The following is a 14,282-nucleotide window of genomic DNA, read 5'->3' as shown; positions in this document are numbered from 1 at the left end:
GCCGTCCCGGGATGAACTCAACTGGCTAGATCTTCCAGAAATGTAGCGGATGGCACGAAAAACAGCGTGCCGGTGACAGCTTTGCTGTGGTCAAGCAAGCGGTCGTAGTTGCCTGGCGGTCGTCCGACAAACATGTTGATGAGCATCTGTTCGATTCGGCTCGGGGATCGCGCATAGCCGATGAAATAGGTACCGAACTCGCCTTTGCCGACGTTGCCGAACGGCATGTTGTCGCGCACGATATCCAGTTGCTCGCCATTTTCTTCAATCGTCGTCAGGGCATTGTGTGCGTAAGTCGGCTTTGTCGCGTCGTCCAGTTCGATGTCCGCCAGCTTCGTCCTGCCAATGATCTTCTCCTGCTGCTCCACGGGAAGTGCATTCCAGCTCGGCAGATCATGCAGATACTTCTGCACGATCACGTAACTTCCACCAGTAAAGGTCGCGTCTTCATCGCCGATGATCGCGGCATCGAGTGCGGCCTGATCGACCGGATTCTCCGTACCATCGACAAACCCGATCAAGTCGCGGTCATCAAAGTAATTGAAGCCATGTACTTCGTCCGCGGTAGCGACGGCATCGCCGAGCCTGGACATGATCTGAGTCGCGAGTTCAAAGCACAAATCCATACGCGCAGCACGTATGTGGAAAAGAATATCTCCCGGCGTGGAGACGGCATGGTGCTGGCCCTGAATCTCGCGGAACGGATGCAAATCCCTGGGCCGTGGCTGCCCGAAGAGTCGTTCCCAGGCATCCGAGCCGAAGCCCATGACACACGACAGACGCCCCTCGGCATCGCGGAAGCCCACAGCGCGCAGGATGCCGGCCAAGTCCCCACAAAGCGCACGCACCGTGTCGCGGTGCTGAGGCTCTGGCTTCAGCGTCAGGACAAGAAAAATGGCGGCGCGCGTAAGCTTCACTACAACCGGCTGCGGAATAGCGGACACGTCCCACCTCCCATGATTGTCTTCAGTAGTTTAGTTACGATCAGGCCTTCGGGCAGAGAGTATTACTACATCTGCCCCTTTGTGCGCATCCCGGCTTCAGGTCGCGGACATCGCAGCGCCCACAGGATCCGCGCGCTTGTCATATGCTTCGACCAGAATCGGAATGCATCGACGAAAGGAAATCAAATGCACACGATAGTCTCTGCTGTCGGGCTTTGCTCGGCCCTCGCGTTTTCCACTGCTGCGTCAGCTTTGCCCCCTGTCCAGCAGAACTATCTTTATGAACTTAACGCCCACTGCCCCGCCCTGCATATGGAAACGCGCGCACCGGCCGAACTGCTGGATCTTCAGGACGCGTTTCGTGAGGACCTCAGTAGCGCCGACAGGGGCCGCCTCGATCGCTCTCTTCATCGTAATGCTGATGGTTCCCTCCCAGCTTGTAGTCAAGCCGTGGCGGGGGCTACCTGCGACACGCTCGCCTACCTGAATGCGTTTGAGAAGACGGGGCTTTTCAAGCGTTTCATTGGTAGCGTGTGTGCGTCCGGCCGCGTCGATCCGCGCTAAGAAATTCGACGACAAAGACCGCTTCCGACTTTGGCTCCCACTGCTGAGAAACCCGATGGCGATCCTGCAGGAAAACATCGTCCGGACTGGCAAGCCCAGTCGCACAGCCTGGCGGGTCGCCACGCTTCGAGCCGCCCATCAGTTGCTTGACGAGCCGATCGTCCTGGACGATCCGATCGCGTTGCCGATCCTCGGGCCAAACGCCGCGGCGGAATTGCGCGAGGACCCATTCGTCTACAACGATCCCGCGTCGCGTGGCTTGCGCGCGGCTGTGGTCGTTCGCAGTCGATTTGCCGAAGACGAGTTAGCCCGTGCGGTGGCAGCCGGGGTACGGCAATATATTGTGCTCGGTGCTGGCCTGGACACCTTCGCCTATCGCAATCCGCACAAGGCTGCTGGCCTTCGTATGTTCGAGGTCGACCACCTTTCAACGCAACAATGGAAGCGGGAATGCCTGAAGGACGCAGGCATCCCAATACCTGAAGACCTGATCTTTGCTCCCGTGGATTTCGAACACGGAACGCTGGCGCAGGGTCTGGCAGAAGCCGGATTTCGGACTGACTTTCCGGCCTGCTTCTCGTGGTTGGGCGTAACGATGTACCTCACCGAGGCGGCGATCCTGGAATCGCTCCGTTTTGTCGCTTCGCTGCCAAAACTCAGCTCGATCAGTTTCGACTATCGCGTGCCCGCATCAATGCTCGACCCAATCCAGCAGGCCATCGGTAAGTTGATGGCGCAGCGCGCTGCTGCCGTGGGTGAACCTTGGATTTCCGCGTTTGATCCGGTCTTGTTGCGCCAGCAACTTCTCCAGATCGGTTTCAGTGAGGCCGAGACCTGCGAACCCGACGAATTGAATCGTCGCTACCTGCATCGCCGCAAGGATGGGTTGCGCTCCGGCGGCCGAATCATGTGCGCTCGTGTGTGAGTCGAAGCTCCTTACCAGGACGCGCCCTCGCTGGCTCCGCCGACCTTACATGTATGGCACCGGCTTCGGTGCTGCTGATGCTCAATGCACAACGGTATCCATCCAGTCGGCAATCCTGCCCACCACCATGGGTTCGATGCCGTAGTAGCCGTGCGGAGTCATCGACCCGCACGCCTTGCTTGACCGGCTCGTGCCTCCACTGACGTAAAGTACGCGCGCCTGCGGGGAGTGCGCCATCGCCGCCGCGATGCGCGGGGCATCTTCTGGCGGTGCTACGTCACAGCGATCATCATGGTTCGCGACGTCAAGTGCGGGCACGCGCACGTCCTGAGGACTCGCCTGAAATACGGTTTCGTGACTACCGCCTTGACGGGATACCGACTCCGTCAAGACGACACCCGCCAGCTGAGCTGCGGGAAGATGCGCTGCGCCGTTCATCGCCGCTATCGAGCCCTGACTCGTCCCAAGCAGGAAGACGGGCGCTGAAGACTTCGTATGTGCAAAACGGACCAACTCACCCACCAGGGCGGCGTACGCTGGCGAACTCCGCAAGCCGCGCAAGTTATCGCCATCTACGGTATCGGGAATCAGTACGGCATAGCCACGGGCAACCCACAGACTACGGGTACGGACGACAAAGTTATCGTCGTGGCGAAGATCGCCGGTCCGCTCGATACCGATATCGCCGGCACCTCCGGGCAACATCACGATGGTCGCCGTTGGGCTTGACGGAGCCGCGTACAAAACACGTTGGTGCTCACCGTTGAGTAACGAAAGATCGAACACGCGCTCCCCGGGAACCACATCCTGGGTGTCGGTCGGAGGCGAGCTACCCGGCAATTCATTGCGATGGGGGTCCGCATGCGCTGCGCAGGCCATGGTGAGCATGGCAACCGTAGACAGGATGCGCTGGAAGGTTCGACTCATTGGGACTCTCTCGGTGCGATGCAGTGAATACCAACGGCATTCGTCGGCCACATTGATCCAATTACTGCCTTCTCGGGAATGGCCACTCCTACCCTGAATCCCGTCGAGCGGAAGCTAGGACCTCCGCTCCTTTTCCATGATAGCCAGCAAGTAAATTTCCAGCAGGGCTTCCTGTCCCTCAGCGACAAGCTCACATGCCGTTCGGTGGCCAAGGTCGGCGATGGGATCTTCGCAGAACCACCTCACGAGCTTTCCGTAATCAGGCTCGATTCCCCTGGCCATCTCCAAAATACGCATCTCAAACAATATCGTCGGTTGAGGAAACAGAGTCAAAATCACGTGCCCATCGATCCTGTTCGTTTCCGCGCCAGCGAACCAAGCCAACCAGGCATGGACAATCCAGCCAACACACCATTTAAAAGTGGTACGAAACACCGACCAGATAGCTGGTCAACCCTTTCGTGCCAACCATCGGGCTACGGCTTATCTCATTCGGAAATTGGGTATAGCTGACTTGCGCGAAAGCGCTCCAACTCCGGGTAAACCGGTACGACGCCGCCACTTTTGCGAATGGAGACACGCTGGCGCCTGGACTGTAATTTGCCAGAGAGCTGCGCGCGGCTTCAGCGGAGGAGACACCGTAGTAGTAGTTGTTGAACTTGTTGCTGTTCCAGACGCGTCCAATGCTTGGAATAAACGTCAGCGCGCCGACGGTAAAGGGATATCCGTATTCGGCCTGTGCCGTCTGACCCTGGCTATTTCCTGAAACGTCTTGTGCGACTTTTACCTGAAGGACTCCCCAGTCGGCGCGGTACCGGTATCGCAGGCCGGTCATGAATGAGGGATCCCGTGTTTTCAACGTTTTCAGCTGGACGTTGGTCGTGTCTGACCCGCGGAAGTAGTTCGTTGCAATCGAGGCGTCGATGGACAAATCGTAGCTTTCGCCCTTGGCCAGATAGAAGCCTCCATCGAGTCCCTGCAGGTAATAGTGCGGACCCTCGTAGTTGACCGCGGGGAAAGGCCAGACTTTCTGATCGTAGCCGCGATAGGGGCTGGCACTGGAAACGGCAGCAAGACCGACAGCCCAGTTCGACGATTGAACGACGTCTTGTGAATAAACAGGCAGTGCACCGACGAGTGCAGCTACGCCGAGGCATATCGTCAGGAAATTTTTCTTCATCATCTGCATTCAATCCGCAGGTCAACCGTCGCGATCGCCGTTCTGTGAACGATCGTGGGCTAAACCACTTTCAGGGCTTCAGGGAAATACCCACGCCTTGTCGTATTGGCGTGGAGTACCGGTCTATCGACGTGATGAGCGATACCGTCGTGGAGGGCTCACCCAGACTTGGGCCAGGCCGCGATCGATAAAATGCTCTGACGAGGACGTGGCGTGCTTTGCCCGTCCTGCCGCTCTCGTTTCTGTGTGGATCAATGGATCGCTGACGCAAAATTGCGTTACGTCATCGGCGAAACCGCCGTACTTTGCGCGGCGGCGCTCAGCCATTTACTTTTGTGGTGTACCGCTTTGAGCCAGATCGTTCGCGGTCGAGCGCGCCGTACTCTCGTCAGCAACGGCGACGCCCGTCGCGAGCGGCCACGACCTTGTCGTGAAGTACGTCGCGATTTGGCCGTCGATATGCGCGGTCGTTTGCTCTGTTTCCGACGGCAGATTGTGTTTCATCGTGCCGGGCACACTCAGGGCCGCCTTGACGTCACTAAGCGTGCCGCCGGAAGCGACCCCCATGGCTGCCCCGCCGCCCACGCCGGTCGTACTGCGGGCTTCGAAACTCAACAAAGTAGGCCGGCCCTCGCTGCGCTGATCAGCCAACGCCACAGTGACCCTCAAGTCTGCTTTGCCCGCGCCATAGCCGACGATCAAACGCAGGGCTTCGTTGCCGCTGTGAACTTGTGTGATCTGGCACCGCAAGACGATGTCCGCGTCCTGGCCTGGCCGAACCACCACCAGTCCTCGTGATTTGAGCACGGCGGACAATTGCGCCAGCAGAGCGGCTTGCGTGGTGTTCACGTCGACCTGATGGGCATCGTCGTGGCGGGCATGTTTCGGCGCGGGGCTGTCATTCTCCACCACGATGGCAATCGTTCTTGGCGGTTGCGGGCTGACTTCCCGCGCTACACTGACGACGTTTCTAACGTGGGTGCCGGTGCACGCCGTGACTGACAGTGCGGCAGCCAGGATGGCCCATCGAACGCGCCGTCCGACATGTTGGTTTGTGCTGGTCATTGGATTTCCCGTTAGCAACATTGGGCTATTTTTCCGTACGGGGCGCCGCTCCGCTTGGCGGAGTCAGCCAAAAATCGAGTGTTTCGGGCCAAATGCGCGACAGGACTGCTACGGCAACCCCTCCCTTGATCGACGATCTCGGTACGGACACCGTTATGACCGTGTCGACGGAGCTAGACCTGAGCTCCCCAAGAGCCCACCTGCATTGCCATCCGCATGGCGAGCTATATCTATTGCGAGCCGGCTACCTCAGATCCGAGAGCCAGGCAGGGCGCTGGCTGATCCGGGCCGGGCTGTTGTGCTGGGTTCCGCCCTTCGTGGTGCACGGTGGTCAGACCTTCGACGTGGATCGCGTACGCATCCAGATCGCGCCGGAGCTATGTGAATCCCTGCCGCAAGGGCAACGGGTGTTCACGATGGCGCGCGAGCCGCTGATGCTTGGCATCATCGACAGACTTGCCGCCAGTCCAGGGCCTCGAACTAAATTGTCCTCGGCAGAAAGCCATCTTCTGGACGTTTTTCGGGATGAAGTCGATCGCGCCCGAAACAAGCGCACGATCTTGCTGCCGATGCCCAAGAACGAGCGGCTTCGGCAAATCGCTGAGCGTTGGCTGGAAAACCCCGACGACTCGAATGACCTGGATCGCCTGGCGGTCGATGCGCATATGTCGCGGCGCAACTTCACACGCAGCTTCAAGCAGGAAACCGGGTTGCCTGTGGGCACATGGCGCCAGATCGCGCGGCTCGTTCAAGCAATCGATATGTTTGCTTCAGGCAAATCTGTCACCGAGATCACTTACGCACTGGGCTACGACAGCCTCAGCAGCTTCGCTGCGTTGTGCCAGAAACACACTGGCATGAACCCGAAAGCGCTTGCGCAGGCGGTAACGTCGGGCGACTGGGATATTGGATTCCTTTAGTCACCAGTGCCGCATCAGGCGCTGCGGTCACCGCGCAACTGACGCAACGATTCATCGTGTCCAGCCGCATCTCGTCCACTGACCCAGCCAAACAGTGCGATGCCGACGACGATTGCCAGAGCGCCGAACGCCGAATAGCCTTGCGGCCACGCCTCGCCGAGAAACATCACGCCAAGCAGGGTCGCAAATAGCAGCTCCGCCGCCTGCATCGCCTCGACGGCTGCCAGCGCCGTCGGCTCACGTCGCACCATGTCGGTGGCACGGAAAAACAGCACGGTAGCAATCGTGCCTGAGGAGAGCGCCACGCCGCCGGCCAGCAGCGCCTCGCGCCAGCTCGGTGGCCCGATCGTGAACCAGGCAACTACCGCAAACACCAACCATAGCGGCCAACTGCACAGCGTCATGCCAAACACTCGCTGTACTGCACTCAGGCGCGCCTCGTCGTGCTCCAGATGCAGCAGCAACATCCGGTTGCCCAGTGGATAGGCAAATGCGGATACCACCACCGCACCGATCGCCAGCCAGTCACTCAGGTGCAACTGGCCCTGCGCGTGCCCCCACTGCAGCGCGAACACGCCGCCGACAATCAGCACACCGATCGCGACGCTGCGCCATGCCAGCTGCCGTCTTTCGTCGTGATAGATCAGCGGCGCCAACAGCGGCCCCGCCAGCACAGTCATTTGAAAGCTGCCTGCAATCAGCCAGGATGGACCGCTACTCGCCGCCCAGGTCAGCGGGATGCCAAACAGCACGAAGCCGATGCCGCTCCATAGCAGCCATGCGCGAGGATGCCGGCGCAACTCACGCGGCAGCTGGCCCATGCCACCTTGGATGGGCAGCACCAGCGCAAGCAACGGTAAGGTGATCAGGTAGCGCAGGATCACCGCCCACTGCCAATGGCCCCCACCTGTAACCAGGCTGCGGTTGAGCACATAGGTGAGCGTGAAGAACAGCGCCGCGCACAGCGCCAGACCCACGGCGGCGAGAGCATTCGAGCGCATCGGCAACCGGTCGGCAAAGTGCGAGTGTGTCAAATCACGGGCGATTTGCGTAGCGCGAGGATGATCACACGCGGAAGCTGCGAACTTTCACATGGCGCAAAACGCCCAGCCCATCACGCTGTCGTGGCGGGCGGCGCGAAGGGCAAATTCAGATGCACCTCGAGCCCACCACCTTCGGCATTGCGCGCATGGATGTCACCGCCATGTACTTGCACCACGCGCTGCACGATGGCCAGCCCCATGCCGTGGCCATCGGCGCGCGCGGCATTGCTGCCGCGGAAGAACGGACGGAACAGGAACTCCAGTTCGGCGTCGGGCACACCGGGGCCGCGGTCGCGTATGGTGAATTCGGCAGCATCCTTGCCAGCATCCACAAACAACTCAACACTGCCGCCCTCGGGACTGAACTTGATGGCGTTCGCGATCAGGTTGTCCAGCGCGCGCTCAAGCAACAGCGCACTGCCGAACACGGTGACGGGTTTGCTGGACGTCAATGACAGGTGCACGTTGCGTGCGTCCGCCTCCAGTTCGGCTTGCGCCATGCAACCTTGAACCAACTCGACCAGCTCCAGCTGTTCGCGATTCATGCCTGGGATGCCGCCTTCGAGGCGCGACAGCGCGAGCATTTCCCCGGTCATGCGATCCAGTCGGCCGATTTCCTGCTCAGCCTGGCGAAAATACGCGTCCGCCTCTTCAGCCTTGGTGCTGCGCTGAGCAAGATCGAGAATCAAGTGCAGCCGTGCCAGCGGCGAGCGCAACTCGTGCGACAGATCCTGCAACACGCTGCGATCGTGTGCCACCAGCGCCTCGATACGTTCGGCCATGGCATCGAAGTCGAGCGCGAGCTGGGCAAGTTCATCGTGCGCCATGCTCCCCTGGCGACCGACTCGTGTCGAAAGCTCGCCGGCAGCCATGCGTCGAGTCGCATCACGTAGCGCCTGCACCGGCTTGGCCACGCTGCGCGCCAGCCACCATCCAACCACTCCGATGAACAACAGGGACAGTCCCCACTGGAAGGCAAGGAAGATCTTCTCCCTGGTCTGCGGCCGCAGTCGCGTATGCGTCCTGCTGATCGCCACCAGTTGCCTGGGTTGGCCGTCGTTACCGACCACCTGTTGCACGGCGACGTAGAGCCCCGGCCATGGTTGCAGGACGGTGTCGCGATTGGCAGCGAGCCAGGTCGGCAGTGAACTGGCGATCGAGGAATGCAGGTGGATCGGATACAGCGCGCGACCCTTTTCATACAGGGTCGCCTCGATGCCTTCGCGCCGCTGCTGTGTGGACCAGTCGGCCAGTGCTGCCGTACCGCCGCTTTCATAGGCCTGATCGGCACCCTGCCCCAACCCCACCCAATTTATTTCCTTGGCCGTGGTGTACTCGATGAAGCCGCGCGTCAGCAGGCCGCCGAGAAACAGCACCAGCAAGTTCGCGACGCAAAACCAGATCAGCAGGCGCCAGTAGATCGAGCTTCTGAAAGGATTCACGGTGCACCCACCACGAGGATGTAGCCCGCCCCGCGCACCGACTCGATGCGCGGAGACTGCGCCGAAGCCTCCATCAGCTTGTGCCGCAGCCGACTTACATGGACATCGACACTGCGATCGAACCGCTCCAGTTCGCGTCCCAGCGCAATTCGCGTCAGCGCGGCCTTGTCAACCAGTTCGCCGGCACGTTGCGCGAGCGCCAGCAACAGCTGGAATTCCGCGCCGGTCAGCGACAGCTCGGTCTCGGCGGCGTAGGCACGACGCTCGCCGGGCTGCAGACGCAGTATCCCTACCTGCAGCGTTCCGGATACCGCCGGCGTGTTGCGCCGCAGCTGCGCACGCACTCGTGCCAGGAGCTCGCGCGGCAGGCAGGGTTTGGCCAGATAATCGTCCGCGCCCAGCTCCAGCCCGATGACCCGATCCACCGGTTCGCCACGGGCGGAAAGCATGATCACCGGCAAGCGGTACTGCAACCGCAGCTCACGCAAAGTATCCAGGCCATCGCGACCCGGCATCATTACGTCGAGTATCAGCAGGTCGGGCCGCTGCGCCTGGTTGCGCAGTTGCACCAGCGCGGTTTCGCTGTCGTGCGCGACATCCACGACAAAGCCTTCGCGCTGCAGGTATTCGGCCAGCAGGCTACATAGCGCGCGGTCATCGTCGACAATCAGGATTCTGGGCATGGTGGTCTGCTGGCTTCTATCCATTGATACCGTACGACCGCACGAACTCCACGGTCTTTACCCATCTTTACCTCTCAGCAAAGAACATACACGCCGCCTTGTCGTCAAATGGACGTAACAGATTTCCCCACCCACGACAAAGGTACTACTTATGCGCAAGAGCATCTCTCTCGGCCTGGTTCTGGCGTCGGCCATGGCTCTCACCACCCTCGCCGTTGCTCAGGCGCCTTCAGGCGGCCCCGGCGACGGTTGGCATTCACACGGCCACGGCCAATTCATGGCTCTGAGCAAACTGAATCTGACCGATGCCCAGAAGGCCAGCATCAAGCAGATCATGCAGACCAGCTTTGCCCAGAACAAGACGCAACGTCAGGCCCTCAGCCAGCAGCGCACCGCGTTCGAAACGATGACCCCCGATCAGGTCGGCTATCAGGCAGCAACCGCCAGCCTGGCGCAGGCCGAGGCCGCTGCCGCCTCCGCACGCGTGCAGCAACATGCCACCATCCGCGCGCAGGTGTACGCCGTACTGACCCCAGCGCAGAAGGCGCAGCTGGCCACCTTGCAGGCACAGCAGCAGGCTCGCAAGCAGCAGTGGCAGCAGTTCAAGGCACAGCATCCGGTGTCGTCGACTTCACAAGTGACCCAATAACCCGACTCGGGCAACGAGCTGCGCCAGCGACAGCGCTGGCGCAGCTGTCAATCGACTTTGCGGGTGCCCTGATCAACTGGGCACCCGCCCCCAGATGTTCAGCAGGCCCGCAGACTGTGGTGTGCGGTTACACCCCTCCCTGGTGCGCCGCCACGACTGGCTGTTCTGGCGAGACTGCGCACCGCAGTCTGCGAACCTGCTCGACATCACGCCGTCATGGAAATCGAGATGCTCAGTCGCCAGGACATACCGAACTTGCGCGATCAGTGACGCCAGTAACCACCGACCCAGACGTGCGACGGACCCCAGTAACCCGGTACCCAGACATGCGCGTGACGCGGAGCAACCACGACGCAACCGGTCATTGAAAGCGAGCCGCCAAGAAGCGCGGCGGAGATCAGCAAGGTAGTCATGAGGCGACGCATGGAGACACTCCTTCGTGTGGGATGTGTCGCCTTAAACGTTGTCATCGCCATGCCGATGACACGAGGCGCCGTGCCTGATGGCTGGCGTTCATTCGGAAAATATTCAGCTAACGCCGCGTTGCCTCACTGCAATGGTGGATAGCGCATGGCGTACTACCGCAAAGCGAGCCGCTCAACGCTGGCGCGATAACGAGCGGCAATGCGCTCCTCATCGCGATGACGGAATTCGCGCACCACCCACTCGCCGCCGCACATGACGTCGCGCACCAGTGGGGTGTTACCGGCGAACAGGAAGCTGTCCATCATCGACCGGGTATCACGTGCGGCAAGCAGCGGCGATGTTTCATCCAGCACGATCAAGTCGGCGCGGGCACCATCGCGCAATTCGCCGATCGGCAGGCCCGAAGCCTGTGCGCCACCCTTCAATGCTGCGCGCCACAGCGTTTCACCCACGCTGATACCCTGCCCGCGCGCCGCAACATTGCGATGCCCGGTAGTCAGTCGCTGACCGTATTCCAGCCAGCGCAGCTCCTCCACCGGCGAGATCGAGATGTGTGAATCCGAACCGATGCCGAGCGTGCCGTGCGCATCGAGATAGTCGACAAGAGGAAACAGGCCGTCGCCCAGATTCGCTTCGGTGGTCGGGCAAAGCCCCGCGACTGCACCGCTGTGTGCAAGGCGCTCGGCTTCGGCTTCAGTCAGATGGGTCGCGTGCACCAGACACCAGCGCGCGTCCACCTGGGCGTGATCAAACAACCACTCCACGGGGCGCGCACCGCGTATGGCGAGGCAATCCTGCACTTCGCCGACCTGCTCGGCGATATGGATATGGATCGGGCAGGCTTTCGCTGCATCGCTGGCCAGTACGCGACGCAGCGCTTCCTCCGGCACGGCGCGCAGCGAATGCAGCGCGATACCGACGCGCAGGTTGTCGCCCTCGAGCTGACGCAATGATTCCAGCAAGCGCAGATAGCCGTCTACATCATTTCCAAAACGGCACTGCCGCGCGGTCAGCGCGCGGCCATCGAAGCCGCCACTCATGTACAGCACCGGCAGCAGGGTCAATGCGATGCCGGCTTCGCGCGCGGCCTCGATCAACGCCAGCGACATCGCCTCGGGCTGCGCGTACGGTGTGCCACCCGGCTGATGATGCAGGTAATGGAATTCGCAGACCTGGGTGTATCCCGCCTTGAGCATCTCCACGTAAAGCTGCGCCGCGATCGCCTGCAACTGGTCCGGATCGATCGCGGCAGCGAACGCATACATCGTCTCGCGCCAGCTCCAGAAACTGTCATCGACCCGTCCCTTGCGCTCGGCCAGGCCGGCCATCGCACGCTGAAACGCGTGCGAATGCAGGTTTGGCATACCGGGGAGCACCCACTTACCCAGGTTCTCTATCTCGGACGTAGCCGGCCCGAGCAACCGTCCATTCGCGCTCACACCGAGCGTGGCATCAGCCTGCCAGCCACCAGGCTGCCACAACTGGCTGGCTTTGAAACTGCGATGGGCTGCGCTGTCACTCATGAGCATGGCTCCGTACGGATGCGGCGCAGTGTAACCGGGGAGCAGGCATCGTCTTCACTTGGGCATATGACGGGCCATGCATAATTGAGCCATGGCCAGAAAAACGAACGAACTCACACCCAAGCTGCTGTTGCGACAGGCGATCCCGGCCGATGTGCCGGCGCTGGTCGAACTCACGGGGCGCGTCTACACGGCCGAATGGGGCCACTCGGCGGAAATGCTGCGCTCGCAGCAGACCCATTTCCCCGAAGGTCAGTTCGTGGTCGAGTACGAAGGCACGATCGTGGGCTACTGCGCCACGTTCCGCATCGATGAGGCGACGGCGCTGTCGCCGCACACCTGGATGCAGATCACCGGCGGCGGCATGGGATCGCGCCACAAACCGGACGGCGACTGGCTGTACGGCATGGAAGTGGTCGTGGATCCCGGCTACCGCGGGATGCGCATCGGCCAGCGGCTGTACCAGGCACGCAAACGCCTGTGTACGGACCTGAAGCTGCGCGGCATCGTGTTCGGCGGCCGCATTCCTGGACTGGCGAAAAACATCCAGCGCTACGGCACCGCCGAGGGCTATGTGCAGGCCGTGCTGGACGGCAAGCGACGCGATATCACCCTGAGTTTTCAGCTCAGCAACGATTTCGAGGCGATCGGCCTGCTGCGCGCGTATGTGCCGTCCGATTACGATTCGCTTGGCTACGCCGTGCATCTGGTATGGCGCAATCCGCGCCTGCTCGACCAGCCGGACATGCCGTCGATCCCCTCGCCGCAACGCCTGCCCGACTCGGTTCGGGTGGCCTCGGTGCAATACCAGCAACGGCGCATCAAATCGTTCGAAGAGTTCGCCACGCACGTCGAATACTTCACCGATATCGCCGCCGACTACAGCGCCGACTTCGTCACTTTTCCCGAGCTGATCACGCTGCAGCTGCTGTCGATCGAGAACGAAGAATTATCGCCCGTCGACACGATCCGCAAGCTCAGCCATTACACGCCCCAGGTGAAAGAACTCTTCAGCCATCTGGCCGTGCACTACAACATCAACATCATCGCCGGCTCGCACCCTACCGAGCAGCCGAATGGCGACATCCACAACGTCTGCTATGTCTGCCTGCGCGACGGTTCGATCCACGAGCGTGAGAAGCTGCACCCCACGCCGAGCGAGCGCAATGTGTGGAACATCACCGGCGGCGATAGCGCAGCGACCGTGCAGACCGATTGCGGTCCGATCGGTGTGATGATCTGCTACGACGCGGAATTCCCCGAAGTCGCACGCCATCTCGTCGATCAGGGTGCCTTGATCCTGTTCGTGCCGTTCTGTACCGATGTGCGCGAAGGCTACCTTCGCGTGCGCTACTGCTCGCAGGCGCGTGCGATCGAAAACCAATGCTACGTCGTGCTGTCGGGCAACGTCGGCAACCTGCCCGGCGTGAACAACTTCGACATCCAGTACGGCCAGAGCTGCATCCTCACACCCAGTGACTTTCCTTTTGCACGTGACGGCATCGCGGCCGACTCCACGCCGAACATCGAGACCGTGCTGTTTGCTGATCTTCGGCTGGAAAGCCTCGCCCGCGCACGCAATGCCGGTGCCGTGCAGAACCTGAAGGATCGCCGCTTCGACCTGTACGAAACCCGCTGGCGCCCCCGCTGATGCGAAAATGTAGCGGCGCACTCCTGGATCAAGTCCGGGGTGGGGTCTGTGCGCGAACGTTGTTACGAGGCATCGCCGCTGCACAAGCCGCCGCGTAGGTTGGGGTGAGCGAAGCGATGCCCAACGCATGGGATGCCGGAGCGTTGGGCATCGCTTCGCTCACCCCAACCTACTCGCTGTGTGCACTTGGCCGTTCTTGTGGGAGCGACTTCAGTCGCGATGGCCCGAATGAGCCGATTGAAGCAATCGCGACTGAAGTCGCTTGTATGTTTGACGGCGGCGAGTCAGAAAGGGCTTGCCGGGGTGGAGGGACCTTAGCCGCATCTGGCCGTAGGCACAG

General features: G+C 61.2%; 14 protein-coding genes. 5 read left to right on the top strand and 9 right to left on the bottom strand.

Features of this window, described 5'->3' with window-relative positions; translation table 11 throughout:
- Nucleotides 1–17 precede the first annotated feature (17 nt).
- Nucleotides 18–917: a Dyp-type peroxidase gene (locus HDE77_RS00070; RefSeq protein WP_343206045.1), complete on the bottom strand. Its 900-nt coding sequence runs from the start codon at nucleotides 915–917 to the stop codon at nucleotides 18–20.
- Between the two features lie 213 nt (nucleotides 918–1,130).
- On the opposite strand from HDE77_RS00070, the gene HDE77_RS00065 reads away from it, so the two are divergent.
- Both HDE77_RS00065 and HDE77_RS00060 read left to right on the top strand, forming a co-directional pair.
- Nucleotides 1,131–1,508, top strand: coding sequence for a hypothetical protein (locus HDE77_RS00065; RefSeq protein WP_184414947.1), 378 nt, complete (start codon nucleotides 1,131–1,133; stop codon nucleotides 1,506–1,508).
- A 55-nt stretch (nucleotides 1,509–1,563) separates the two neighbouring features.
- Nucleotides 1,564–2,433 (top strand): class I SAM-dependent methyltransferase, encoded by an 870-nt coding sequence (locus HDE77_RS00060; RefSeq protein ID WP_184414945.1) that lies wholly within the window; start codon nucleotides 1,564–1,566, stop codon nucleotides 2,431–2,433.
- An 81-nt stretch (nucleotides 2,434–2,514) separates the two neighbouring features.
- On the opposite strand, the gene HDE77_RS00055 is transcribed toward HDE77_RS00060, so the two are convergent.
- From HDE77_RS00055 to HDE77_RS00045, 3 genes are all read right to left on the bottom strand, one after another.
- Entirely contained in the window at nucleotides 2,515–3,360 is an 846-nt protein-coding gene (locus tag HDE77_RS00055; RefSeq protein ID WP_221444055.1) for a hypothetical protein, read from the bottom strand.
- A 415-nt stretch (nucleotides 3,361–3,775) separates the two neighbouring features.
- A complete protein-coding gene (locus HDE77_RS00050) occupies nucleotides 3,776–4,543 on the bottom strand; it encodes a MipA/OmpV family protein (protein ID WP_184414943.1) in 768 nt (255 codons plus the stop codon).
- Nucleotides 4,544–4,867: 324 nt separating this feature from the next.
- A complete protein-coding gene (locus HDE77_RS00045) occupies nucleotides 4,868–5,605 on the bottom strand; it encodes a DUF4410 domain-containing protein (RefSeq protein WP_184414941.1) in 738 nt (245 codons plus the stop codon).
- A gap of 125 nt (nucleotides 5,606–5,730) precedes the next feature.
- Here HDE77_RS00045 and HDE77_RS00040 point away from each other — a divergent pair, with 125 nt between their 5' ends.
- Nucleotides 5,731–6,525, top strand: a complete 795-nt coding sequence (locus tag HDE77_RS00040) for an AraC family transcriptional regulator (RefSeq protein WP_184414939.1) — start codon at nucleotides 5,731–5,733, stop codon at nucleotides 6,523–6,525.
- A gap of 14 nt (nucleotides 6,526–6,539) precedes the next feature.
- Here HDE77_RS00040 and HDE77_RS00035 read toward each other — a convergent pair whose 3' ends face one another.
- The 3 genes from HDE77_RS00035 to HDE77_RS00025 form a co-directional block, all read right to left on the bottom strand.
- On the bottom strand, nucleotides 6,540–7,526 hold the full coding sequence (locus tag HDE77_RS00035) for a multidrug resistance efflux transporter family protein (RefSeq protein ID WP_184414937.1): 987 nt from the start codon (nucleotides 7,524–7,526) through the stop codon (nucleotides 6,540–6,542).
- 113 nt (nucleotides 7,527–7,639) lie between these two features.
- The gene (locus HDE77_RS00030; RefSeq protein WP_184414934.1) at nucleotides 7,640–9,010 is read right to left on the bottom strand and encodes a HAMP domain-containing sensor histidine kinase; all 1,371 of its coding nucleotides are present in this window, start codon (nucleotides 9,008–9,010) and stop codon (nucleotides 7,640–7,642) included.
- Nucleotides 9,007–9,693: a response regulator gene (locus HDE77_RS00025; protein WP_184414931.1), complete on the bottom strand. Its 687-nt coding sequence runs from the start codon at nucleotides 9,691–9,693 to the stop codon at nucleotides 9,007–9,009. The genes HDE77_RS00030 and HDE77_RS00025 overlap by 4 nt, the downstream gene beginning before the upstream one ends.
- Nucleotides 9,694–9,844: 151 nt before the next feature.
- On the opposite strand from HDE77_RS00025, the gene HDE77_RS00020 reads away from it, so the two are divergent.
- Nucleotides 9,845–10,342 (top strand): Spy/CpxP family protein refolding chaperone, encoded by a 498-nt coding sequence (locus HDE77_RS00020; RefSeq protein WP_184414929.1) that lies wholly within the window; start codon nucleotides 9,845–9,847, stop codon nucleotides 10,340–10,342.
- A 263-nt stretch (nucleotides 10,343–10,605) separates the two neighbouring features.
- On the opposite strand, the gene HDE77_RS00015 is transcribed toward HDE77_RS00020, so the two are convergent.
- On the bottom strand, nucleotides 10,606–10,767 hold the full coding sequence (locus HDE77_RS00015) for a YXWGXW repeat-containing protein (RefSeq protein ID WP_184414927.1): 162 nt from the start codon (nucleotides 10,765–10,767) through the stop codon (nucleotides 10,606–10,608).
- 153 nt (nucleotides 10,768–10,920) lie between these two features.
- The gene (locus HDE77_RS00010) at nucleotides 10,921–12,291 is read right to left on the bottom strand and encodes a formimidoylglutamate deiminase (RefSeq protein ID WP_184414925.1); all 1,371 of its coding nucleotides are present in this window, start codon (nucleotides 12,289–12,291) and stop codon (nucleotides 10,921–10,923) included.
- A gap of 91 nt (nucleotides 12,292–12,382) precedes the next feature.
- On the opposite strand from HDE77_RS00010, the gene HDE77_RS00005 reads away from it, so the two are divergent.
- Nucleotides 12,383–13,942 carry a bifunctional GNAT family N-acetyltransferase/carbon-nitrogen hydrolase family protein gene (locus HDE77_RS00005; protein ID WP_184414922.1) on the top strand — a complete coding sequence of 520 codons (1,560 nt, stop codon included), beginning with the start codon at nucleotides 12,383–12,385 and terminating at the stop codon, nucleotides 13,940–13,942.
- Nucleotides 13,943–14,282 lie beyond the last annotated feature (340 nt).

The sequence above is a fragment of the Rhodanobacter sp. MP7CTX1 genome (assembly GCF_014205795.1).
In the GTDB taxonomy this organism is placed as follows: domain Bacteria; phylum Pseudomonadota; class Gammaproteobacteria; order Xanthomonadales; family Rhodanobacteraceae; genus Rhodanobacter.
This window is presented reverse-complemented; position numbering and strand designations above follow the sequence as displayed.

What these genes read in the sequence shown, in the direction of transcription:
- HDE77_RS00065 (WP_184414947.1), top strand. Translation starts at nt 1,131, where the DNA reads ATGCACACGATAGTCTCTGCTGTCGGGCTTTGCTCGGCCCTCGCGTTT.
- HDE77_RS00060 (WP_184414945.1), top strand. Translation starts at nt 1,564, where the DNA reads ATGGCGATCCTGCAGGAAAACATCGTCCGGACTGGCAAGCCCAGTCGC.
- HDE77_RS00055 (WP_221444055.1), bottom strand. Translation starts at nt 3,360, where the DNA reads ATGAGTCGAACCTTCCAGCGCATCCTGTCTACGGTTGCCATGCTCACC.
- HDE77_RS00050 (WP_184414943.1), bottom strand. Translation starts at nt 4,543, where the DNA reads ATGATGAAGAAAAATTTCCTGACGATATGCCTCGGCGTAGCTGCACTC.
- HDE77_RS00045 (WP_184414941.1), bottom strand. Translation starts at nt 5,605, where the DNA reads ATGACCAGCACAAACCAACATGTCGGACGGCGCGTTCGATGGGCCATC.
- HDE77_RS00035 (WP_184414937.1), bottom strand. Translation starts at nt 7,526, where the DNA reads ATGCGCTCGAATGCTCTCGCCGCCGTGGGTCTGGCGCTGTGCGCGGCG.
- HDE77_RS00025 (WP_184414931.1), bottom strand. Translation starts at nt 9,693, where the DNA reads ATGCCCAGAATCCTGATTGTCGACGATGACCGCGCGCTATGTAGCCTG.
- HDE77_RS00020 (WP_184414929.1), top strand. Translation starts at nt 9,845, where the DNA reads ATGCGCAAGAGCATCTCTCTCGGCCTGGTTCTGGCGTCGGCCATGGCT.
- HDE77_RS00015 (WP_184414927.1), bottom strand. Translation starts at nt 10,767, where the DNA reads ATGCGTCGCCTCATGACTACCTTGCTGATCTCCGCCGCGCTTCTTGGC.
- HDE77_RS00010 (WP_184414925.1), bottom strand. Translation starts at nt 12,291, where the DNA reads ATGAGTGACAGCGCAGCCCATCGCAGTTTCAAAGCCAGCCAGTTGTGG.
- HDE77_RS00005 (WP_184414922.1), top strand. Translation starts at nt 12,383, where the DNA reads ATGGCCAGAAAAACGAACGAACTCACACCCAAGCTGCTGTTGCGACAG.